General features: G+C 72.5%; 18 protein-coding genes and 1 tRNA gene. 10 read left to right on the top strand and 9 right to left on the bottom strand.

The window, feature by feature from the left end; genetic code table 11:
* Both ACFXAM_RS06710 and ACFXAM_RS06705 read right to left on the bottom strand, forming a co-directional pair.
* On the bottom strand, nucleotides 1–726 hold a 726-nt coding region (locus tag ACFXAM_RS06710), incomplete at its 3' end, for a hypothetical protein (protein ID WP_380288085.1).
* A gap of 219 nt (nucleotides 727–945) precedes the next feature.
* A complete protein-coding gene (locus ACFXAM_RS06705) occupies nucleotides 946–2,784 on the bottom strand; it encodes a phosphatidylglycerol lysyltransferase domain-containing protein (protein ID WP_380288084.1) in 1,839 nt (612 codons plus the stop codon).
* Nucleotides 2,785–3,025: 241 nt separating this feature from the next.
* Between ACFXAM_RS06705 and ACFXAM_RS06700 the strand changes: the two genes are divergently transcribed.
* Complete coding sequence (locus tag ACFXAM_RS06700) at nucleotides 3,026–3,739, top strand: response regulator (RefSeq protein ID WP_380288082.1); 714 nt, start codon at nucleotides 3,026–3,028, stop codon at nucleotides 3,737–3,739.
* Nucleotides 3,736–4,878: a sensor histidine kinase gene (locus ACFXAM_RS06695; RefSeq protein ID WP_380288080.1), complete on the top strand. Its 1,143-nt coding sequence runs from the start codon at nucleotides 3,736–3,738 to the stop codon at nucleotides 4,876–4,878. The genes ACFXAM_RS06700 and ACFXAM_RS06695 overlap by 4 nt, the downstream gene beginning before the upstream one ends.
* A 130-nt stretch (nucleotides 4,879–5,008) precedes the next feature.
* Here the strand turns inward: ACFXAM_RS06695 and ACFXAM_RS06690 are convergent.
* Nucleotides 5,009–5,092 (bottom strand) — tRNA-Leu (locus tag ACFXAM_RS06690).
* 416 nt (nucleotides 5,093–5,508) lie between these two features.
* Between ACFXAM_RS06690 and ACFXAM_RS06685 the strand changes: the two genes are divergently transcribed.
* From ACFXAM_RS06685 to pknB, 6 genes are all read left to right on the top strand, one after another.
* Nucleotides 5,509–6,375 (top strand): FhaA domain-containing protein, encoded by an 867-nt coding sequence (locus ACFXAM_RS06685; RefSeq protein ID WP_380288078.1) that lies wholly within the window; start codon nucleotides 5,509–5,511, stop codon nucleotides 6,373–6,375.
* 13 nt (nucleotides 6,376–6,388) lie between these two features.
* A complete protein-coding gene (locus ACFXAM_RS06680; RefSeq protein ID WP_380288076.1) occupies nucleotides 6,389–6,919 on the top strand; it encodes an FHA domain-containing protein in 531 nt (176 codons plus the stop codon).
* 53 nt (nucleotides 6,920–6,972) lie between these two features.
* Complete coding sequence (locus tag ACFXAM_RS06675; protein ID WP_380288074.1) at nucleotides 6,973–8,637, top strand: PP2C family protein-serine/threonine phosphatase; 1,665 nt, start codon at nucleotides 6,973–6,975, stop codon at nucleotides 8,635–8,637.
* A 112-nt stretch (nucleotides 8,638–8,749) separates the two neighbouring features.
* Nucleotides 8,750–10,171, top strand: a complete 1,422-nt coding sequence (locus ACFXAM_RS06670; RefSeq protein WP_380288091.1) for an FtsW/RodA/SpoVE family cell cycle protein — start codon at nucleotides 8,750–8,752, stop codon at nucleotides 10,169–10,171.
* Entirely contained in the window at nucleotides 10,168–11,625 is a 1,458-nt protein-coding gene (locus ACFXAM_RS06665) for a peptidoglycan D,D-transpeptidase FtsI family protein (protein WP_380288072.1), read from the top strand. Before ACFXAM_RS06670 ends, ACFXAM_RS06665 begins: the two co-directional genes overlap by 4 nt.
* Nucleotides 11,626–11,888: 263 nt before the next feature.
* Nucleotides 11,889–14,060, top strand: coding sequence for a Stk1 family PASTA domain-containing Ser/Thr kinase (gene pknB / locus ACFXAM_RS06660; protein ID WP_380288070.1), 2,172 nt, complete (start codon nucleotides 11,889–11,891; stop codon nucleotides 14,058–14,060).
* 242 nt (nucleotides 14,061–14,302) lie between these two features.
* On the opposite strand, the gene ACFXAM_RS06655 is transcribed toward pknB, so the two are convergent.
* From ACFXAM_RS06655 to ACFXAM_RS06635, 5 genes are all read right to left on the bottom strand, one after another.
* The gene (locus ACFXAM_RS06655; RefSeq protein WP_380288089.1) at nucleotides 14,303–15,187 is read right to left on the bottom strand and encodes a class E sortase; all 885 of its coding nucleotides are present in this window, start codon (nucleotides 15,185–15,187) and stop codon (nucleotides 14,303–14,305) included.
* A 52-nt stretch (nucleotides 15,188–15,239) separates the two neighbouring features.
* Nucleotides 15,240–16,613, bottom strand: coding sequence for a class E sortase (locus ACFXAM_RS06650; protein ID WP_380288068.1), 1,374 nt, complete (start codon nucleotides 16,611–16,613; stop codon nucleotides 15,240–15,242).
* 5 nt (nucleotides 16,614–16,618) lie between these two features.
* Nucleotides 16,619–17,281, bottom strand: coding sequence for an aminodeoxychorismate/anthranilate synthase component II (locus ACFXAM_RS06645; RefSeq protein WP_380288066.1), 663 nt, complete (start codon nucleotides 17,279–17,281; stop codon nucleotides 16,619–16,621).
* Between the two features lie 55 nt (nucleotides 17,282–17,336).
* Nucleotides 17,337–17,519, bottom strand: coding sequence for a hypothetical protein (locus ACFXAM_RS06640; protein ID WP_350560556.1), 183 nt, complete (start codon nucleotides 17,517–17,519; stop codon nucleotides 17,337–17,339).
* 74 nt (nucleotides 17,520–17,593) lie between these two features.
* Nucleotides 17,594–18,355, bottom strand: a complete 762-nt coding sequence (locus ACFXAM_RS06635) for a DUF881 domain-containing protein (protein ID WP_380288064.1) — start codon at nucleotides 18,353–18,355, stop codon at nucleotides 17,594–17,596.
* Nucleotides 18,356–18,469: 114 nt separating this feature from the next.
* Between ACFXAM_RS06635 and crgA the strand changes: the two genes are divergently transcribed.
* Entirely contained in the window at nucleotides 18,470–18,718 is a 249-nt protein-coding gene (gene crgA, locus ACFXAM_RS06630; protein WP_350560558.1) for a cell division protein CrgA, read from the top strand.
* Nucleotides 18,719–19,073: 355 nt separating this feature from the next.
* Here the strand turns inward: crgA and ACFXAM_RS06625 are convergent, their stop codons facing one another.
* Nucleotides 19,074–19,997, bottom strand: a complete 924-nt coding sequence (locus ACFXAM_RS06625; protein WP_380288062.1) for a rhomboid family intramembrane serine protease — start codon at nucleotides 19,995–19,997, stop codon at nucleotides 19,074–19,076.
* A 272-nt stretch (nucleotides 19,998–20,269) separates the two neighbouring features.
* Here ACFXAM_RS06625 and ACFXAM_RS06620 point away from each other — a divergent pair, with 272 nt between their 5' ends.
* Nucleotides 20,270–20,977 (top strand): DUF5324 family protein, encoded by a 708-nt coding sequence (locus ACFXAM_RS06620; RefSeq protein ID WP_380288060.1) that lies wholly within the window; start codon nucleotides 20,270–20,272, stop codon nucleotides 20,975–20,977.
* Nucleotides 20,978–21,100 lie beyond the last annotated feature (123 nt).

Genomic DNA, 21,100 nt, shown 5'->3' with positions numbered 1-21,100 from the left:
GTCGGCGGCCGCCTCCAGCGAGGCGGTGGCGGCCGAAACCACGGCCGCCGCCCCGACACCCGCCAGCACCCGCGGCCAGAAGTCCCCGAACACCTCCACCGAGACCGCGATCAGCAGCGCCGCGATCACCGCGACCACGTGCTCCATGCCCGCCAGGTTCGGCAGCACGACCGCCTCGCCGACCATCAGCGCCACCACCAGTCCGGCGGTGAACCAGGCCCGGCAGCGGAACGCGATGCAGATCGCCAGCGCCACCACCGCCGCCGACGGCCCGGTGTCCCGCACGTGCGCGACCCACTTCGGGAACCCGAAGACGTGGTCCGGCCCGATCGCCACGCCGACCCGGGCGAACAGCGTCCCGGCCATCGTGCAGGTGTAGGCCACCACCAGGGTCAGCCGCCGGCCGAGCACGATCTCGGCGATCCCGAAGACCACGAACACCTGGGCCAGCGCGCCCCACACCGGCAGGTCCAGGGCCGGCACGTACAACGACAGCGGCGTCCGCAGCAGCGAGACCTCCAGCGGGAGGGCCGCCTTCACCACCCCGATCTGGGTGACGAAGCGCTCCCCGCCCGGCAGGTGCTGGACGATGCTGAACAGCAGGATCAGACAGGTCGCCGCGGTGGCCAGCGGGACGGCCGCGAACTTCTTGCGGACCACCTGCTCCCGGACCGTACCGAACAGCGTTCCCCACTCGCCGACAGCGGCCTCTCCGGCAATTGCCAACGGCCCCTTTCGCACGCCCCCCGCGTGGGTCCTCCGCATCACAACCGGTTCTCCAAATCCCCGTCGGCGCAAGCGCCTTCCCGACTACCTCCACATTAGAAGCCGCTTTACGAATGCACATCGGCATTTGTGCCGATCCCCGTCATCCTCAGGGGGGAGGAGCCACCCCGAAATCCCCCCATCCGGGCGACCGGACCCCTCCGCCCCCCGGCGGAGGGACTACCCCTTCCCGTCCCGTGCCGCCACCGGCACGCGGGGCGCCCCGACGGCGGGCGGCCCCTGGTGCCGGCGACGGAACAGCGCGGGCAGGCTCGGTGCGGTGATGAAGCCCTCGGCCCGGGCACTGGCGATGCCGATCCGCGGAATCTCGCTGCTCTTCTCGAAGAGCAGATAACGCGGCTCCCAGATCGGCCGGTACTTGGCGTTGGCCCGGTAGAGCGATTCGATCTGCCACCAGCGCGAGAAGAAGCCCAGAACGGAACGCCACAGCCGCAGGACCGGACCGGCGCCGAGCTTCGAGCCGCGTTCGAAAACGGAACGGAACATCGCGAAGTTCAACGAGACCCTGGCCAGATTCACCTCGCCGGCCCGCTGCAGGAGTTCGATCACCATGAACTCCATCAGGCCGTTCTCGGTGTCCCGGGCCCGGCGCATGAGGTCCAGCGAGAGCCCGTCGGCGCCCCACGGCACGAAGCTGAGCAGGGCCTTCAGCGCGCCGTCGGCGTCGTGACACTCCAGCATCACGCAGCGCCCGTCGCCCGGGTCGCCGAGCCGGCCCAGCGCCATCGAGAAGCCGCGCTCGGTCGCGCCGTCGCGCCACTGGTCGGCCTTGGCGACCAGGGCCGCCATCTCGCTCTCCGGGATCTCCTCGTGGCGGCGGATCCGCACCGTGTAGCCGGCCCGCTTGACCCGGTTGTAGGCCTGGCGCACCACCCGCATCGCCCGGCCGTCCAGCGAGAACTCGTCCAGTTCGACGATCGCCTCGTCGCCCAGCTCCAGCGCGTCCAGGCCGTGCCGGGCGTAGATCACACCGGCCTCCTCGGAGGCGCCCATCACGGCCGGCGCCCAGGCGTGCTCGCGGGCCTCGGCCAGCCAGGCGTCGATCGCGCCCGGCCAGGCCTCCGGGTCGCCGATCGGGTCGCCGGAGGCCAGCGAGACGCCGCCGACCACCCGGTAGGTCACCGCGGCCTTCCCGCTCGGCGAGAAGATCACCGCCTTGTCCCGGCGCAGCGCGAAGTAGCCGAGCGAGTCCCGCTCGCCCTGCTTGTCCAGCAGCACCCGCAGCCGCTGCTCGTCCTCGGCGGTGAGCAGCTCGCTGCCGCGCGGGCTGCGGAAGGCCACGTAGAGGACGAGCAGGAAGAGCACCGCGCCCATCGCGTTGATCACCGCGTTCACCCAGGTCGGCGCGTCGATCACGGAGCGCAGGTGCTCGGAGGGGGTGATGGTGATCATCCGGCCGACCGAGTAGCGGAACATGTCCCAGAAGTCGGCGTCCGGCAGGGCGTTGGTCAGCGCGACCAGACCGGCGCCGACCACACCGCCGAAGCCCAGGCCGGCCACGAAGGTGGCGGCGGCGGTCTTCGGGTTGGAGCGGTCGCCCTTGGAGGTGAACTCCTTCCGGCCGACCAGCAGCGCCAGCACGAAGCCACAGGTCAGCACGGTGGAGACATAGTTCAGCGGGTGCCGGTCGAAGCCCTCGTCGGGCAGCGACATGGCGATCAGGTAGAGCAGCGCGAACAGGCCCGCCAGGGCGACGTTGAAGATCCAGGCGGCCCGCTTGCGGCGCCGCATGGCGATCGCCAGGAAGACCGACAGCACCGCGCTGCTCAGGCCCGCGGTCATCAGGTAGGGGGTGAAGTACTCGCCCTCGTTGTGCGTCTCGACCTGGTCCCGGAACTGTGCCAGGACCACGGTGACGAGGTTCAGCAGCGCGATCAGCCGCAGGTACCAGACCGTCGCCGCGGCGGCCCGCGGGCGCCAGCGCGCCACGAGGGCGCCGGGCTCGGACCGGGACCCGGTGGGGGAGGTGGACGGCTCCGGCTTCACAGTGGACGACACAGCTCAATTCCAAACGATCAGGTGGTGGGCCGCATCCGCACGCGGCCCGGCTGGACGCCCACCTCGGCCGGCAGGCCGACTGAGCGGCAGCCGATTCCATGGTTCCCCACGGACGGTGAGAATTGCGTGAACCAGGTAGCGGATTCACACCCCCGCCGTTCGGCGGGGGTCACCCGGCCGGCGGGGACGGCCCCCGGAGCCCGGCAAAGCCGCCGGTCAGGCCCTACCCTCGATTCCAGTCATGCGGACCGGCCCGGCCCGGCCGCCGAACCGAGGAGGGACCATCACCACCACCCGCGTGCTGATCGTGGACGACGAGATCCTGGTCCGGTCCGGGCTCGGCCTCATCGTCGGTTCCGCCCCCGACCTGGAGGTGGTCGGCGACTGCTCCGGCGCGCAGACGGAGGAGTGCGTCCGGCGGCTGCGCCCGCACGTGGTGCTGCTGGACATCCGGATGCCCGACCTGGACGGCATCTCGGTGCTCCGCCGGCTCCGGGCGCTGCCCGACCCGCCGGCCGTGGCGATGCTCACCACCTTCGACACCGAGGAGTACATCGGCACCGCGCTGCGGGCCGGCGCCTCCGGCTTCCTGCTCAAGGACACCGCCCCGGAGCAGCTGGTGCACGCCGTCCGGGTGCTCGCGGCCGGCGGCAACATCCTCTCCCCCACGGTGACCCGCACCGTGATCGGCGGCTACGTGGACGGCGGCGGTCCGGACGCCGAGGCCGCCACCCTGGCCCGCACGCTGACCGGCCGGGAGCTGGACGTGCTGGCGCTGCTGGGCGAGGGCCTGTCCAACGCCGAGATCGCCGACCGGCTGTTCCTCGGCACCGGCACCGTGAAGGACCACATCAGCGCGATCCTCGGCAAGCTCGGCGCCGCCAACCGGGTCCAGGCGGCCGTGATCGCGCACCGGGCCGGGCTGGTCCGCCCGAAGCCGAGCAACGGGGCATGAGCGGCGGCACCGCCGCCGCACGACGCCTCCCGTCCGGGTTCACCGCGCCCTGGCTGATGCTCCTGCTGCCCGCCCTCTACTCCCTGGTGGACGCCGCCCTGGTGGCCCGCGGCGCCCCGCCCTGGCAGAGCCTGCTGTCGGTGCTGGCCGCCGTCGCGCTGCCGTGGCGCCGGCGCTTCCCGGTCACCGTGCTGCTGCTGACCATGCCCGGCAGCTACGTCGACGACATCTGGCTCGCCCCGATCACCGCCGTCTACACGGTGGCCGCCGAACGCCCGCAGCGCCGGGTGGTGGTGCCCTGCGCCACGCTGTTCGCGCTGGTCGAGTTCTTCCACTGGCCGGTCTCCGAGCAGAGCTTCGAGCTCAGCCGGGACACCGCCCTCTACGCCATCCAGTCCGTGATGCTCGCGGCCGGCCCGGCGGCCACCGGACTGCTCGCCCGGACCCGGCACGAGCTGGCGACCCGGCTGGACGAGCTGACCCGCGGCCAGGAGCGGGAGAGCCGGCTGCTCGCCGAGCGGGTGCTCAGCGAGGAGCGCGGCCGGCTCGCCCGGGAGATGCACGACGTGGTCTCGCACCAGGTGAGCCTGATCAGCATCCAGGCCGGCGCGCTCCAGGTCTCCACCCCCGACCCGGCGGCCGCGGGCGTCGCCCGGACGATCCGCGAACTGTCCGTGCGCACCCTGGAGGAGCTGCGCCAGATGGTCGGGGTGCTGCGGGCCGGCGGTCCGCGGATGGACACCCCGCTGGCCCCGCAGCCCAGGCTGGCCGATCTGCCCCGGCTGATCGCGGAGAGCGGGCTGGCCGCCGACACCGAGCTCGTCCCGGGCGACCGCCCCTGGCCGGAGGCGGTCGAACGGGCCGCCTACCGCACCGTGCAGGAGGCGCTCACCAACATCACCAAGTACGCGCCGCAGGCCGCGGTGCATGTCCGGATCCGGGCCCGCGGGCGGCGGCTGCGGGTCGAGGTGCGCAACGACGCGCCGCCGGTCCGCCCCTCGCAGATCCTGCCGGGCGGCGGCCACGGCCTGGTCGGCCTGCGCGAACGCGCCCAGCTGCTCGGCGGTTCGCTCACCGCCGGGCCCACCGCGGACGGCGGCTTCGAGGTCCGCGCCGACCTGCCGGCGCCGTCCTCCTGAACCGCCCCGCCCCGGCAGCGCGGCGGGAACACCGCGGGAACACCGCGGGACGCCCGGAGAACGTCCGGGGAACGACGTCCGGGAACGACAAGAAAGCCCCGCAGATCCGAAGATCTGCGGGGCTTCGCTGTGCGCGAGGGGGGAGTTGAACCCCCACGCCCTTTCGGGCACTGGAACCTGAATCCAGCGCGTCTGCCTATTCCGCCACCCGCGCATGGGTGTTTTCACCGCTTGCCGGTCGATCAGCCGATCCGCTCGGTACCATGTGGCCTTCGCGGTTCTTCGATCGGGCCACCCGGTGGGCGCCCCTTCCGACATGGAAAACAGTAGCACGACCTGCGGGTCACCTCCGAATCCGTTCCCCGGGGCACCCGAGCGCATCCGAACGGATGCCCGGCGAACAGGTGGGCGAAGGACGGCGGCCCCGCCCGGCGGGTGGCCCTGGCATGTTGCCGCCCGCATGCGTCACCCTGTGTGTCCGAGCCCACCCCCGGGCACCACGTGGTCCGGGAACCGTACGGATGGCCCCGGCGTGGATACGATCAGTACGGAAGTACCGCAAGTAGGCACGACCGGCTCCCCGGAAACCGGTCGGCAGGCAGGCGAACGAACCCTGGAAGGGGGTGCCCCATGGGAGTGCTGAAGAAGTTCGAGCAGCGACTCGAGGGTCTCGTCAACGGCACCTTCGCCAAGGTGTTCAAGTCCGAGGTCCAGCCCGTGGAGATCGCCGGAGCGCTGCAGCGCGAGTGCGACAACAACGCGAGCATCTGGAACCGCGACCGCACCGTCGTGCCCAACGACTTCATCGTCGAACTCAGCCCGCACGACTACGAGCGGCTGAGCCCCTACTCCGGACAACTGGGCAACGAACTCGCCGGCATGGTCCGCGAGTACGCGGAGGCCCAGCGCTACAGCTTCATGGGGCCGCTCCAGGTGAACCTGGAGAAGGCCGAGGACCTCGACACCGGCCTGTACCGGGTGCGCAGCCGCACCCTGGCCGCGGAGGAGCCGCAGCAGCAGGCCCCGGCGCACCCGACGCAGCCCGGCTACGGCCGCCCGCCGGCCGCCCAGGCCCCCGGCGCGCCCTGGCAGCAGCCCGGCGCCGCCCCGTACGGCGCGCCCCCGCCGCCCGCCACGCCGCCGGCCGTGCCCCCCGGCCCGCCGGCCCCGGCCGGCGGCAACGTGCGCCCGTTCCCGGGCGCCGGCCACGGCACCTCGGTGCGCCGCTGGATCGAGGTCAACGGCGCCCGCCACCAGATCACCGGCAACGCCTGCGTGCTGGGCCGCTCCACCGAGGCGGACGTCCGCATCGACGACCCCGGGGTCTCCCGCAAGCACGCCGAGATTCGTCCCGGCACCCCCGCGATGGTGCTGGACCTCGGGTCCACCAACGGCATCGTGGTGGACGGGCAGCACACCCAGCGCGCTACGCTCCGCGACGGCTCCCGAATCGTCGTGGGATCCACCACCATCGTCTACCGACAGGTCGAAGGGTAGAGCGGGCGCGGTTATGTCAGAACTGACCCTCACGGTCATGCGGCTGGGTTTCCTGGCCGTGCTGTGGCTGTTCGTGATCGTCGCGGTCCAGGTGATCCGCAGCGACCTCTTCGGCACGCGGGTGAACCCGCGGGCCTCCCGTCGCGGCGGCGCCGCCACCGCGACCGCCTCCGCGGCGGCCGGGCGCGCCCCGCAGGGCCAGCCCGCCGCCGGCGGGCCGCCGACCCAGGGCGGCGGGCGCCGCCGGGGCGCCCCCACCCAGCTCGTCGTGGTGCAGGGCTCGCTGGCCGGCACCACCGTCGCGCTGCAGGGCCAGACCATCACGCTCGGCCGGGCCCACGACTCCACCATCGTGCTGGACGACGACTACGCGTCCTCCCGGCATGCCAGGATCTATCCCGACCAGACTGGGCAGTGGACGGTGGAGGATCTAGGCTCCACCAACGGCACCTATCTGGACCGTCAGCGCCTGACCGCGCCGACCCCGCTCCAGCCGGGCATGCCGATCCGTATCGGCAGGACCGTCATCGAACTGCGGAAGTAGTAGCGCATGAGGGACAGCATCCCGTCCATGACCCAGAGGGGGGCACAGGTCGCATGACCCTGGTGCTGCGCTTCGCCGCCGGCTCCCACAAGGGACTGATCCGGGAGGGGAACGAGGACTCCGGCTATGCCGGTCCGCGGCTGCTGGCCGTGGCCGACGGCATGGGCGGCGCGGCGGCCGGTGAGGTCGCGTCCTCCGAGGTGCTGGGCTCGATCGTCCGGCTGGACGAGGACGTGCCCGGCGCCGACCTGCTGACCCTGCTCGGCGACGCGGTCCAGGGCGCCAACGACCGCCTCCGCCAGATGGTCGAGGAGGATCCGCAGCTGGAGGGCATGGGCTGCACCCTCACCGCGATGCTCTGGACCGGCCAGCGGATGGGCCTGGTGCACGTCGGCGACTCCCGCGCCTACCTGCTGCGCGACGGCGCGCTGGTGCAGATCACCCAGGACCACACCTGGGTGCAGCGGCTGGTCGACGAGGGCCGGATCACGCCCGAGGAGGCCGAGACCCACCCGCAGCGCTCGCTGCTGATGCGCGCCCTGGACGGCCGCGGCCAGGTCGAGCCCGACCTGTCGATCCGCGAGGTCCGGGCCGGCGACCGCTACCTGATCTGCTCCGACGGCCTCTCCGGCCCGGTCAGCCATCAGACCCTCCAGGACACCCTGGGCAGCTTCTACTCGCCCGAGCAGACCGTGCAGGAGCTGATCCAGCTCGCCCTGCGCGGCGGCGGCCCGGACAACATCACCTGCATCGTGGCGGACGTCCTCGACGTCGGCGCCACGGACACCCTGAGCGGCCAGTTCAACGACGTGCCGGTGGTGGTCGGCGCGGTCGCCGAGACCCCGCCGTCCTCGACCGCCGCCGACCGCTCGATCGCGGACACCCCGGCCGGCCGTGCCGCCGGACTCGGCCGCGGCCCGCAGGGCGCCTTCGGCCCCGCCGAGGGCTACGGCGCCGGCCACCCCGACGGCCAGGGCGGCTTCGGGCCGGCCGAGGGCTACCCGGAGGGCGGCGAACCCGCGGTCTACGGGACCGAGGACTTCGACGACGAGGCGCCCCGCAAGAAGCGCAAGAACCGGGCGCTGACCTTCTCGCTGGTCGGCCTGGTCACCCTGGGCCTGCTCGGCGCGGGCGGCTTCTTCGGCTACCAGTGGACCCAGAGCCAGTACTACGTCGGCGCCGACGGCGACCACGTCGCCGTCTACCAGGGCGTCAACCAGAGCCTGGCCGGACTGAGCCTGTCCTCGGTGCACACCCCGTACAAGGACATCGAACTCAAGTACCTCCCGCAGGACCAGCGCACCCACGTCACCAACACCATCTCGGCGACCAGCCTCGGCGACGCCGACGAGAAGGTGAAGAAGCTGGGCGAGCAGGCCGCGTTCTGCCGGAAGGTCGCCGACGTCCGGGCCGCGGCCGCCAACCCGCAGGCCCCGGGCACCGTTCCGGCGCCCGGCCAGCAGCCGGTCCAGCAGCCGGTCCAGCAGGCCGCCGGAACGGTGGCGACGCACGCCGGGTTCGTGACGGCCACCACGCCGCCCAGCCCGTCGGCCACCGGCCGCGCCCCGGCCGCGGGCGTCCCCACGGCCACCCAGACCCCGACCCCGAGCGCCACCGCCCCGGCCGCCGCCCCGGTGGCCCCGGTGGCGCCGCAGGGCGACCTGCCCGGCCTGACCGACGAGGAGCGGCAGCGCGCCGACTCCTGCCCGAAGCCGTGATGGACGCGACCCGACATAGGCCCGCCCGGCGCGGACCCGCCGGCCGTCAGGGAGCGGCCCACTCGTGAGCACTTTTGATGTGAGCAGCGACGCCGGCCGCCGGGACACCGGCGTGCCGAACGACCGCGCGTCCTCGCGCCGGCGCCGCAACACCACCATTTCGCCGCAGGCGACGCCGAACCGGCGCAACACCGAGCTGGCGATGCTCGCCTTCGCGGTGGTGCTGCCGGTGCTGGCGTACGCCAACGTGGGCCTCGCGATGGACGGCAAGCTGCCGGCCGGCATGCTCGGCTACGGCCTCGGCATGGGCGCGCTCGCACTGATCGCCCATCTGCTGATGCGGAAGTTCGCGCCGTACGCGGACCCGCTGATGCTGCCCATCGCCACCCTGCTGAACGGGCTCGGCCTGGTGATGATCTGGCGGCTCGACAAGGCCGGCCCGCTGCTGCACAACAACTTCGCGGCCGCCCCCAACCAGCTGATGTGGTCGGGCCTGGGCATCGCGTTCTTCATCGTGGTGATCGTCTTCCTGAAGGACCACCGGGTCCTCCAGCGCTACACCTACATCTCGATGGCGGTGGCCCTGGTGCTGCTCGCCGCCCCGGCGTTCTTCCCGGAGCGCAAGGAGGACTTCGGCGCCAAGATCTGGATCCGGATGGGCGCCTTCTCGATCCAGCCCGGCGAGTTCGCCAAGATCATCCTCACCGTGTTCTTCGCCGGCTACCTGATGGTCAAGCGGGACGCCCTGGCGCTGGCCAGCCGCCGCTTCATGGGCCTGTACCTGCCGCGCGGGCGCGACCTCGGCCCGATCATCGTGATCTGGCTGCTCAGCCTGCTCATCCTGATCTTCGAGAACGACCTCGGCTCGTCCTTCCTCTACTTCGGCCTCTTCGTGGTGATGCTCTACGTCGCCACCGAACGGACCAGCTGGATCGTCTTCGGTCTGCTGATGTCGGTCGGCGGCGCGGTCGCGGTGGCCTCCACCACCAGCCACGTGAAGACCCGCATCGACGCCTGGCTCGACCCGATGGCCGCCTTCGAGCCCAACCACCCGCCGCTCGCCACCGAACAGATCGGCCAGGCGCTGATGTCCTTCGGCTCCGGCGGGGTGACCGGCTCGGGCCTGGGCCAGGGCCGGTCCTGGCTGATCGACTTCGCCGCCAAGAGCGACTTCATCCTCGGCTCCTTCGGCGAGGAGCTCGGCCTCACCGGCATGATGGCGATCTTCATGCTGTACGCCCTGCTGATCCAGCGCGGCCTGCGCACCGCGGTCGCCGCCCGCGACCCGTTCGGCAAGCTCTTCGCCGTCGGCCTCTCCTCGGCGATGGCGCTGCAGGTCTTCGTGGTCGCCGGCGGTGTCACCGGGCTGATCCCGCTGACCGGTATGACCATGCCGTTCCTCGCCCAGGGCGGATCCTCGGTGGTCGCCAACTGGGCCCTGGTCGCGATCCTGCTGAAGATCAGCGACAACGCCCGCCGTCCCGGGGTGGAACCCACCCCCACGCCCGAGATCCAGGGGGGCACCGCCTCGTGAACAAGCCGATCCGCCGGGTCTCGATCTTCTGCCTCGTGCTGATCCTGGCCCTCATGGTGCGCACCAACTGGATCCAGGGCGTGCAGGCCGAGGCCTGGGCGAGCAACAAGTACAACAAGCGCCAGGTCTACGACCGCTACGCCTACCCGCGCGGCAACATCATCGTCGACGGCCAGCCGATCACCCAGTCCACCTTCGTGAACGGCCTGCGCTACAAGTACAAGCGGTCCTGGACCGACCCCCAGATGTACGCCCCGGTCACCGGCTACTCCTCGCAGGCCTTCGGCTCCAGCCAGCTGGAGCAGCTGGAGGACGGCATCCTCTCCGGCAGCGACGACCGGCTGTTCTTCCGCAACACCCTGGACATGCTGACCGGCGAGCAGAAGCGCGGCGGCGACGTCGTCACCACGATCAACGCCAAGGCCCAGAAGGCCGCCTTCGAGGGGCTCGGCAACAAGAAGGGCGCAGCGGTCGCCCTCGACCCGAAGACCGGCGCGATCCTCGCCCTGGTCTCCACGCCGTCCTACGACCCGGCCAGCTTCGCCGGCAACGAGTCCGCGGACTCCAAGGCCTGGACCGACCTCAACGCCGACCCGAACAAGCCGATGCTCAACCGGGCGCTGCGCGAGACCTACCCGCCCGGCTCGACCTTCAAGCTGGTCACCGCGGCGGCGGCGTTCGAGAACGGCCTCTACCAGAACATCGACGACCAGACCCAGACGCCGGACCCGTACACCCTGCCGGGCACCAACTTCGTGCTGAAGAACGAGTCCGACAGGGAGGTCTGCGGCAACGCCACCATCAAGTCCGGCATGGACCAGTCCTGCAACACCGTCTTCGCCAAGATGGGCGCCGACCTCGGCAAGGACAAGATGCGGGTGCAGGCCGAGAAGTTCGGCTTCAACAGCACCGTGGACACCCCGGTCCGCTCCGAGAAGAGCGTCTTCCCGTCCAACTCCACCCCGGACGGCACCGCCCAGGACTCGATCGGCCAGCACGACACCCAGGCCACCCCGCTGCAGATGGCGATGGTCTCCGCGGCGATCGCCAACAACGGCACCCTGATGCAGCCGTACCTGGTCGCCGAGGAGCGCTCCGCCTCGCTGACCACCATCTCCAAGCACACCGACAAGCAGTTCTCCCAGCCGGTCAGCCCGGCCACCGCGCAGAAGCTGCAGGACCTCATGGTCTCGGTGGTCGAGAACGGCACCGGCAAGAACGCCCGGATCCCCGGCCTCACGGTCGGCGGCAAGACCGGCACCGCCCAGCACGGCGAGGGCAACGCGGGCCTGCCGTTCGCCTGGTTCACGTCCTACGCCAAGGCCTCCGACGGCCGCTCGGTCGCGGTCGCGGTGGTCGTCGAGGACGGCTCCAACAACCGCGACGGCATCAGCGGCGGCCGCCTCGCCGCACCGATCGCCAAGTCGGTGATGCAGGCCGTCCTCGGCGGCTGACCGGATGCGTCCGCGGGTGAGGGAAATGTCACGATCGGCAGCCCTGTCCGGATACCGGTCTGGTATCGGCCTGCGGCCGACTCGGGTCCCGCGCGGTCCGACCGGTAGCGTATCCGCAGCAACGGGTGTACCCGTTGCCGTTCCGCGCGGTGCCGGACGGTCCTGACCGCAGAACCACCCGGGGCCCGGACGGCGTCACACGGAGCGTGCGGGGACACCTACGTCACAACCTCACCGGCGTGGTGAGGGAGAGGGTCGGAACTATGGAAGAGCCTCGTCGCCTCGGCGGCAGGTACGAGCTCGGCGGCGTCCTCGGACGCGGCGGCATGGCCGAGGTGTACCTCGCCCATGACACCCGGCTCGGCCGCTCCGTCGCCGTGAAGACGCTCCGGGCCGACATGGCCCGTGATCCGTCGTTCCAGGCCCGTTTCCGCCGCGAGGCACAGTCCGCGGCGTCGTTGAACCACCCCGCGATCGTCGCCGTGTACGACACCGGCGAGGACTACATCGACGGCATCTCCATCCCGTACATCGTGATGGAGTACGTCGAGGGCTCCACCCTGCGCGAGCTGCTGCACTCCGGCCGCCGGCTGCTGCCGGAGCGGGCGCTGGAGATGACCATCGGCATCCTCCAGGCCCTGGAGTACTCGCACCGGGCCGGCATCGTGCATCGCGACATCAAGCCCGCCAACGTCATGCTCACCCGGCAGGGCAACGTCAAGGTCATGGACTTCGGCATCGCCCGGGCGATGGGCGACGCCGGCATGACGATGACGCAGACCTCCGCCGTCATCGGCACCGCCCAGTACCTCTCCCCGGAGCAGGCCAAGGGCGAGCAGGTGGACGCCCGCTCCGACCTCTACTCCACCGGCTGCCTGCTCTACGAGCTGCTCACCGTCCGCCCGCCGTTCGTCGGCGACTCCCCCGTGGCGGTCGCCTACCAGCACGTCCGGGAGGAGGCCCAGCCGCCGTCCGTCTTCGACCCCGAGGTGCGCCCCGAGGTCGACGCGATCGTGCTCAAGGCGCTCGCCAAGGACCGCGACTACCGCTACCAGACCGCCGACGAGATGCGCGACGACATCGAGCGCTTCCTCGACGGCCTGCCGGTGGCCGCCGCCCAGCAGGCCGCCGCCTACGGCATGGGCGCCGCCGGGTACGGCTACGACCAGAACGGCTACCCGCAGCAGCACGACCCGTACGGCCAGACCAACGTGCTGCCGCAGCAGGCCCCCGGCGGTCCGACCACCGTGCTGCCGCAGGCGGCCCCGGCCGGCTACCCCGCCCAGCCCCAGGCCGGCGGCTACGACGACGGCTACGGCCAGAGCTACGCCGGCGCCCCGGGCGGCGGCAACGACGGCTACGACGACGGCTACGGCCGCGGCGGCCGGCGCGGCGAGGGGCAGCCGAAGAAGAGCAACACCTCCTGGATCGTGCTGGCGGTCGCCGCCGTGCTGGTCCTGGTCGGCACCTTCTTCGTCGCCCAGGCGATGTTCAGCAACAAGAAGGGCGACGAGAAGAAGGACGCCCCGAAGATCACCGCGCCCAACGTGGTCGGCAAGACCCTGGCCGAGGCGAAGACGGCCGTCGCCCAGGTCGGTCCCAAGCTGGTGGTCACCGAGGGCGAGAAGATCGCCTGCCCGGACACCAACGTCAAGAAGGACCAGGTCTGCACCCAGACCCCGGTGGCCGGCACCCAGGTCGCCGAGGCCGCCACGATCACCGTGCAGCTGTCCTCCGGCCCGGCCAAGGCCACCGTGCCGAGCGTGGTCGGCAAGACCAAGGACCAGGCCATCAAGGCGCTCGCCGACGCCGGCTTCGCCAACGTCACGACCGACTACAAGGACGACGACAACGCCCCGCTGGACCAGGTCGTCGCGCAGGACCCGGCCACCGGCGGCGCCGACCCGACCGCCCCGGTCAAGCTGACCGTCTCCCAGGGCAAGGCCAAGATCAACGTGCCGAGCGTGGTCGGCCAGCAGAAGGAGGCCGCGCAGGCCGCGCTGGAGGGCGCGGGCTTCCAGGTGGACGCCTCGAAGACGACGCAGACCAACGACCCGTCCAAGGTCAACACGGTGGCCTCGCAGAGCCCGGCGGGCGGCAAGCAGCCGGCCAACACCAAGATCGTCCTGACCATCTTCAAGGCGCAGGACAAGGTCACCGTCCCGCCGATGGTGAACCAGCCGCTCAAGGAGGCCTCCAAGACCCTCCTGGCGATGGGTCTGCAGTACAGCGTCACCTCGGGCCCGCAGGACCCGAACGCGATCGTGCTCTCCTCGAACCCGCCCGCCGGGACCCAGGTGGACCCGAACACCTCGGTGGGGCTGACGACCAAGCCGGTCGACCCGCCGAAAGGGAACGACACACCCCCCACACTCCCCGGGATCCCCGGCTTCCCCACCCCCACGAACACCAAAGGGGGACCCAACAACAACTAAGCCCTGGTTCCCCTGGTTCTGAGCCCCCTCCCCGGGGGCCGGACCGGCCGGGCGAGTTGCTTGTTCCCCGCGCGACAGCGAACGAGGGCCCGTCGACACCGTGTCGACGGGCCCTCGGGCGTTCTCCGGCGCTCCTGGACGTTCCCCGGCGTTCCCCGGCCCTCCCCGGCGGTCGGCCGGCCTCCGGGGCGCTCCCGGGCCGTCCGACCGCGCCCGGGGCCCGGAAGGGCCCCCCGGCGGCCTCAGCCGCGCCGCAGCTCGGCGGGCGGGGTGCGCTTGGCGTCCATGTCGTCCACCCGCACCAGGCTCCCCCACACCGCCATCCGGTAGCGCGAGGTGTAGACCGGGGTGCAGGTGGTCAGCGTGATGTACCGGCCGGGCTCGGTGTAGCCCGAGCCCTTCGGCACCGGGGCAACGATGCCGGTGTCGAACTTGGACGTCTCCGGAAGGGTGCTGTCGACCCGGTAGACGTACCACTTGTCCCGGGTCTCGACGACGATCGGGTCGCCCTTGCGCAGGGCGTCCAGGTTGTGGAACTTCGCCCCGTGCCCGTCCCGGTGGGCGGCCAGCGCGAAGTTGCCGGACGCGTCCCACGGCATCGCCGCGCGGTACGGCTGCTCGTAGACGCCGGCGACGCCGTCGGCCAGGGTGTCCGTGTCGGTGCCCATCCGGATCAGCACCTGGTAGTTCCGGCCCATCGCGGGGACGTGCAGGAAGCCGAGCCCCTGGCCCTGCGCGGGGGCCGCCCCGGAGCCGCCCGCGCCGCTCGTGCCGGCCGCACCGCCGGGCAGCGGGGCCCCGGAGGCGTCCGGCGCGTCCGGGGTCCCGGGGGCGCCCGGGGCGTCGGTCGCCGAGCCGGGCCCGGAGCCGGGCGGCGCGGCCGGTCCGCCGGCCGCCCAGGAGTCGCGCAGCTGGTCGGAGGCCGCGGCGGCGGACCGGTCCGCCAGCACGTCGGTCCACCAGAGCGAGTAGCTGACGAAGAGGCCGAGCACCAGGCCCAGGGTGATCAGCAGCTCGCCGAAGACCCCCAGCGCGGCCAGCGCCCGCCCGCGGCCGCGTCCGCGCCGCTGCGGGCCGCGGCCGTCCCCGGACTGCGGCCCGGGCCCCGGGAAGGCTTCCTCGGCCACCGCTTCGGTCTCCTGCGTCACGTCTCTCCCCTTGCTACTCGCCCGCCCGCGGTCAGCCTCCCGTGAGGGCGGCCGGCTTGCCCTGGCTGCGCGGCCGTTCCTCGATCATCTTGCCAAAGACGATCAGCCGGTACTTGGAACTGAACTCCGGCGTGCACGTGGTCAGCGTGATGTAGCGGCCCGGCCCGCTGTACCCGGCGCCGTTCGGCACCGGCTTGATCACGCTCACGTTGGACGGCGGGGTCTCCGGGATGCCGCCGCTGACCTCGTAGGTGTAGTACGCGGTCGCGGTCTCCACCACGATCTTGTCGCCCTTGCCCAGCTGGTTGATCCGCCGGAACGGCTCGCCGTGGGTGTTGCGGTGCGCGGCCAGCGCGAAGTTGCCCGCCTTGTCGGCCGGCATGCCGGTCCCGGTGTAGTGCCCCACCAGTCCCTTGTCGAGCACCGGGCCCTTGGCGGTGCCCTCGGCGATCGGGAACTTCTGGCCGAGCTTCGGCAGATGGATGATCGCGAAGCCCTTGCCGGGCTCGAACGTCTCCGGTTTGGCCGGGTCCGGGGCCGGCTGTCCGGCCGCCGGGGCCGGGGCGGCCGCGTCGAACTGCTCCTCCAGCTGGCTGCGGGCCCCGTCGGCGGCCGCGTCGGCCTGCACGTTGGTCCACCACAGCTGGTAGGAGACGAACAGCAGCATCACCAGGCCGAGGGTGATGCACAGCTCGCCGAGGAACCGTGCGAGGACCACCGCCACCGGCTCCTTCGGCCGGGGCCGGTCGGCGGCGGCCCGGGTCCGGCCGTCCGGGCGGCGCCGGCCGCGTCCCTGCGCGGCCCTGCGGCGCTCGGCCCGCCCGCCGGGGGCGGGCGGCGGCGGACCGTCGGCCACCGCGTCCATGGTGACCGTCTCGGCGGCGGCCAGCACCGCCTGCCCGGCCGCGGGCGCGTCGGGGCTCTCCAGGTGCAGGCGGAGCGTCTCCTCGGCCCGCCCGGGCGCCACGGGGGGCGCGGCCTGCTCGTAGACGCCCCAGCCGTCCTCGGCCCCCTGCCGGTCCGCCCAGCCCTGGTCCGGGCCCGGCTGGGCGGGGATCCGGCCGCCCTGCCGGAGCTGCTGCTCCTGGTAGGGGTCGTAGCCCTGGTACTGGCCCTGCGGGTACTGCCGGCCGTACTGGCCGTACTGCTCCTGCCGGCCGTACGGCGCCTGCTGCTCGTACGGGGACTGCTGCCCGTACGGCGCCTGCTGCTCGTACGGCGTCTGCTGGACGTACTGGCCCTGCAGCCCGTACTGGCCCTGCGGGTACGCGTGCCGGTCCGGGCCCTGCGGGTACGGGCCGCCCGGGGGGTACTGCTGCGGGTACGGGCCGCCGCCCGGGTGGGCACCGCCGCCCTGCGGGTCCGCCTCCGGTTGGTGGCGCCCCTCCGGACGCACCGCGGTCACGCCCCTCAGCCCCGGCCGATCACCGGGGCGAGCCCGGCCGACCGGTCGACGGCCCGCGGGTCACCGCACTCGGCCAGCCAGTTGGCGAGCATCCGGTGGCCGCCCTCGGTGAGCACCGACTCCGGGTGGAACTGCACGCCCTCCACCGCGAGGTCGCGGTGGCGCAGCCCCATGATCACGCCGCTCCCGGTGCGCGCGGTCACCACCAGCTCGGCCGGCACCGTGGCGGGCTCGACCGCCAGCGAGTGGTAGCGGGTCGCGGTGAGCGGCGACGGCAGGCCGGCGAACACCCCGCCGTCCTCGTGCTCGACCGGCGAGGTCTTGCCGTGCAGCAGCTCGGGCGCCCGGCCGACCACGGCGCCGTAGGCCACCGCGATCGACTGCAGGCCCAGGCAGACGCCGAACACCGGCAGTCCGATCCGCGCGCAGTGGTGCACCATCTCGATGCAGACGCCGGCCTCCTCGGGGGCACCGGGGCCGGGGGAGAGCAGCACCCCGTCGAAGCCGCCGTCGCCGTCGCGGCGCACCGCGTGCTCGACCGTCACCTCGTCGTTGCGGACCACCTCGCAGGTGGCGCCGAGCTGGTAGAGGTACTGGACCAGGTTGAAGACGAAGCTGTCGTAGTTGTCGACGACCAGGATGCGGGGCGGGGTCGGCCGGGAGGTCATGGGCGCGCGTTCTCCGGGGTGTGCGGGGACTAGGGGCGGGGGCGGGGCCGCCGGGTCAGCCGACGGCGCCGTCGCCGCCGTCTCCGTCCACTGTGACGTCACCGAAGGGGAGGAGCGGTTCCGCCCACGGGAAGACGTAGGTGAAGAGCAGGTAGACGATCCCCAGCACGAGGAGCACCGAGACCACGGCCTTGACCAGGGTGTTCCCCGGGAGGTGACGCCAGATCCAGCCGTACATGGTGCTCCCTCGACGCAGCGGACTGGACTCAAGACTAGGCCCTCCCCCCGTGACGGCCGGCCCGTCCCGCCGGTCTACTGCTGCCCGGTCGCCGCGCGGAGGTCCGCCGTCCCCGAGTAGCCCGGCAGCGCGAGGTCACCGCTCTCCTGCACCTTCCAGCCCAGTCCGTACGCCTGTACGTACTGCAGGTAGTTGCGCACCGTCGGGTCCGCCTCGACCGCGGTGCGCAGCGCGTCGGTCCTGCCGACGGCCTTGACCACGTAGGGCGGGGAGTAGACCCGGCCCTGGAGCAGCAGGGTGTTGCCGACGCAGCGGACGGCGCTGGTGGAGATCAGCCGCTGGTCCATCACCTGGACGCCCTCGGCGCCGCCGCGCCAGAGCGCGTTCACCACGGCCTGGATGTCCTGCTGGTGGATGACCAGGTCGTTGACGTCCGGCTCGCGCACGCCGGGGATGCGCGCGGTCGCGTTCGGCGGGGCGTCGTTGAGGGTGACGGTGAGGCCGGGGCCCTGCAGCGGGTCCAGGGCGGCGGCCTGCTCCAGGGCGGTGAGCTGCGCGGCGTCGGCCGGGCTGCCCTGCTGGTCGGTGAGCCGCTGGGCCCGTTCCTGGAGGTCGGCGAGCTGGGCCTGGGACTGCTGGTTCTGCGCGCTGCGCTGCCGTATCACGTCGGAGAGGCTGAGCAGCGAGTTGTCGGTGCGCAGGTCGGTGCCGCGCGCGGTCTGCGCGCTGATGTAGAAGAGCAGACCGGCGAGCGCGAAGACGGCGCAGGTCAGGGCACGTCCGACAATTCGGGTGCCGGAGGCGCGGGTACGGGCCGGCCGAGGGGGAATCGACAAATTAGGCACCGTACCCTTATCTCCTTCGGACCCGCCGAACCACTACGCTAACGGACGCCGCCACACCACCGTGAACCCCTGCGCGGTCACAGCGCATCGACAGGAGAGCTCCTCGTGCCGAAGTCTCGACTCCGCAAGAAGTCCGACTACACCCCGCCGACCACGGCCACGGTGAAGATCAGTTCGGGCCGCGGTTGGGTTGCACCGCTGATGCTGGCACTGTTCCTGGTCGGCCTGGTCTGGATCGTCACCTACTACGTGACCAGCGGCAGCTGGCCGGTGGAGAGCTGGCGGAACTGGAACATCCTGGTGGGCTTCGGCTTCATCGCGGCGGGTTTCGGCGTCTCCACCCAGTGGAAGTGACGCCGGGGCTGCTGCCCTGAGTTCCTTCACCGCCGCCCCGGACGGTTCGAGCCGGGGCGGCGTTCCGGCGTGCCCGCACGGGGGGTGCGCCGTTCTCCGGTTATCCGCTTGTCGCGTTTATCCACATGGTTATCCACACTGGGGAAAAGTCGCACCGGCCTGTGGATAACTTGCGCCGGGGGCGCTTTCCACACCGCCGCGCGCCCCACCTCCGGTCCAGGGATCCGCACAGCAGGACACGCGTAGAACAGCCGTCCGGGCCCCTTTGTTCGCACGGCCTGTGCACAACTCCGCACAGGCTGTGGACAACCGTGCGGGTGCCGGACGGCCGTTCACGCCGTCCGGCGCCGGTGGATCACCCGCCGTAGGCGGCGGTCCCGACGAGCACCATCACCACCACCAGGCCGGCCACGCCCGCCAGGGTCAGCCCCTGCACCGCCGCCCGGCGGGCCCGCGGGGCGTACATCAGGCCGGCCGCGGTCAGCATCCCGGCGATCAGGCCGCCGAGGTGCGCGCGCCAGTCGATGTTCGGCACCGAGAAGGTGACGATCAGGTTGAACACCAGCAGCGCGACGACCGGCCCGAGCGGTGCCCGGACCCGGCGGTAGAGCACCACGGTCGCGCCCAGCAGGCCGAAGACCGCCCCCGAGGCCCCCAGCGAGCGCATGCCGTCACCGGCCAGCAGGAAGGCGAAGGCGCTGCCGGCCAGGCCGGAGAGCAGGTAGAGCGCGAGGAAGCGGACCCGGCCCAGGGCCGCCTCCAGCTGCGGGCCGAGGACCCAGAGCACCAGCATGTTGGTGGCGATGTGCCAGGGCGCGGTGTGCAGGAAGACGGCGGTCAGCAGCCGGTACCACTGCCCCGGGCCCTCGGCGACGCCGGTGGGGAACGGGTAGTAGTGGGCCGGGGAGAGGTCGGGGGCGAAGCTGCGCAGTTCGAGGTCGAGGGCCAGCCAGGGCGTGAGCACGTAGGCGGCCAGCACGAAGACCACCAGGTTGACGCCGATCAGCGCCTTGGTGACCAGCGCGCCGTCGGTGGCCGGGCGCCCGCCGAAGCGGGTGGTCGCCCGCCGGACCTGGCGGCCGCCCTCGGCGAAGCAGTCCGGGCAGTGGAAGCCCACCGAGGCGTTCACCATGCACTGCGGGCAGATCGGCCGGCCGCAGCGCGTGCAGCCGATGCCGGTCTCCTGCTCGGGGTGGCGGTAGCAGCGGGACAGCCCGTTCCCGCCGCCCGGCGCCCCGGGGGTCGGGTCGATCGGCGGCCTCGGCTCGTCCGGGAGCATCGGCTATCCCCTTCTGCCACGACTTGCTGCGACGACACGTGCGCGCTCCCGGCGGGGACCCGCCGGAACCGCCAGCCTACTGCGGCCCCACCCCCGGCCGGACGGCCCGCTCGCCCCGCCCCGCACCGGCTCCCACCGGTCCCTACCCGCCTCCCACCGGCCCAGCACGCCCCGCGTACGGCCCACTCCGGCATGCCGTCGGACAAATACGGATGCATGATCAGCATTCAGGTGGATATGTGCATAAAGGACGCCACCAGGAGGAGAGACTCGTGACCCGTTTGGACTCGGCCCGAGCGACGGCCGGCAACCTCGCGGACAACGCCCGGCAGCAGGCCACCCAGGCCGCCCACACCGTCCGCGTCCAGTACGACCGGCACATCGCCCCCCAGGTCGGTCACGCCTTCGCCAGCCTGCCGCCGGAGGCCCAGCAGAACGCCCTGAAGGCCCTGCACCGCACCCAGGAGGCCGCCCTGGCCGCCCGCCACTCCGCGGCCCGGGCCGCCGACCAGGCGCGGTCCACCGTCACGCCCAAGGTCGTGCACGCCGTCGAGGAGGCCCGCGCCGCCGTCGTCCCGGTCGCCCACGAGGCGCAGACCCGCGGCGCGGCCGCACTGACCGCCATGCGCGGCAACGTCACCTCGGCCGAGATCAGCGATCTCGCGGCCCGCAACGCCCGCCGCTCGTGCCGGACCGGCTGGGCGACCGGACTGGCCGTGGCCGGGGTGATCGCGATCGCCGGCGGCATCGCCACCTGGCAGTGGTGGCGCCACCGCAGCAACCCGGAGTGGCTGGTGGAGCCCCCGTCCGCAGCCCGTCCGGCCGCGCCGTCCGACGCGGATCCGGACCCGGGCACCGCGATCGGCCCGGACGCCGCGGTGAACGGCTCGCCGGACGCCGCCGGCCCCGCCCCGGCCGCCGGGCCCGGCGGACCCGCCGGGGACCGCTCCGAGCCGCAGGACCCGGGCAGGCCCCGCTGAGAACGCGGACCGGGCGCCTGCGTGCCGTAAGGTCGGCGGCCGGTGGCCGTAGAACCGCGGTGGGGGGTGAGTGGTGGTTTCGGGACTGGGACGATTTGTTGTGCTGGCGGTGTGCGGGGCGGT

This window comes from Kitasatospora sp. NPDC059462 (genome assembly GCF_042749955.1).
Taxonomy (GTDB): Bacteria; Actinomycetota; Actinomycetes; order Streptomycetales; family Streptomycetaceae; genus Kitasatospora.
This window is presented reverse-complemented; position numbering and strand designations above follow the sequence as displayed.

What these genes read in the sequence shown, in the direction of transcription:
- ACFXAM_RS06700 (WP_380288082.1), top strand. Translation starts at nt 3,026, where the DNA reads ATGCGGACCGGCCCGGCCCGGCCGCCGAACCGAGGAGGGACCATCACC.
- ACFXAM_RS06695 (WP_380288080.1), top strand. Translation starts at nt 3,736, where the DNA reads ATGAGCGGCGGCACCGCCGCCGCACGACGCCTCCCGTCCGGGTTCACC.
- ACFXAM_RS06685 (WP_380288078.1), top strand. Translation starts at nt 5,509, where the DNA reads ATGGGAGTGCTGAAGAAGTTCGAGCAGCGACTCGAGGGTCTCGTCAAC.
- ACFXAM_RS06680 (WP_380288076.1), top strand. Translation starts at nt 6,389, where the DNA reads ATGTCAGAACTGACCCTCACGGTCATGCGGCTGGGTTTCCTGGCCGTG.
- ACFXAM_RS06675 (WP_380288074.1), top strand. Translation starts at nt 6,973, where the DNA reads ATGACCCTGGTGCTGCGCTTCGCCGCCGGCTCCCACAAGGGACTGATC.
- pknB (WP_380288070.1), top strand. Translation starts at nt 11,889, where the DNA reads ATGGAAGAGCCTCGTCGCCTCGGCGGCAGGTACGAGCTCGGCGGCGTC.
- ACFXAM_RS06645 (WP_380288066.1), bottom strand. Translation starts at nt 17,281, where the DNA reads ATGACCTCCCGGCCGACCCCGCCCCGCATCCTGGTCGTCGACAACTAC.
- ACFXAM_RS06640 (WP_350560556.1), bottom strand. Translation starts at nt 17,519, where the DNA reads ATGTACGGCTGGATCTGGCGTCACCTCCCGGGGAACACCCTGGTCAAG.
- ACFXAM_RS06625 (WP_380288062.1), bottom strand. Translation starts at nt 19,997, where the DNA reads ATGCTCCCGGACGAGCCGAGGCCGCCGATCGACCCGACCCCCGGGGCG.